The organism is Dellaglioa sp. CoH-57-MRSF-22, from assembly GCF_056781895.1.
Window position 1 is genome coordinate 1 of sequence record NZ_JBXAXT010000026.1, and the last position, 776, is coordinate 776.

General features: G+C 51.5%; 1 protein-coding gene. It reads right to left on the bottom strand.

The window, feature by feature from the left end; all coding sequences use genetic code 11:
• Nucleotides 1-776, bottom strand: a 776-nt coding sequence (locus tag AC1RPR_RS07900) for a hypothetical protein (protein ID WP_481763417.1), incomplete at both ends; no start/stop codon positions are given.

Consider the following 776-nt stretch of genomic DNA (forward strand, 5'->3'; position numbering starts at 1 on the left):
CCCCGTTATTGGTCTGGGAAGCTATTGTTGGATTGCCCGCAGCCAAACCTGAAGATGAGACGTTGCTGGCTACTAGAGTGGGGTTATTTACGCGTTTATATGCGTACTGCACTGTCATTTGTGGGACTTGCGTATTACCAACTTGACCCGACCACGCAAATGGCGATCCCGGGAAGGCTTCATAATAGAACAAGCACTCATTCGCCATCACCGACAAGTCCTTGAATTCGAAGCCCGTATAGGATGGGCCCTGTTCGAGCTGCACCTCAGTGATCAGCGCCGTGAACGTGCCGGGTGCCGCCGTCGTAGCCAGCTGGAACCGCAGATAGTGATTGGTGCCCAGCGTCTTTCCCACAACCGAAGGAATGCTAAATGTCTGCTGACATCTAGTCCATGTATTTGCCGGCACCGCAATAGGCGTTCCTGATAGCGTCACTGTACTCGAACCGCCAGACCCGAAGTTCTGGAACAGCGAAGGGGTAAACGACATGCCCTTTGATACGTTGATCAAGAACGATACAGTAACTGTCTGGCCATTCAGTGTGGACACATCATTTATGGACTGCGAAATATAAGGTGCACCAGTACCAGATGTCTCCTGCCACGACAAATAAGTAGTGTCGCTACCAGTGGTCCCGGTTGCTGTGGTCACAGTAGCGCCGTTACTGAACATGTACCATCGATCGGCCACGAATGTGGCTATAGCACCAGACGCAGGATTACCATATTGATTTAGACGGAACCTGCCATTGATCAACTTGTTCTTGGTGGCACCC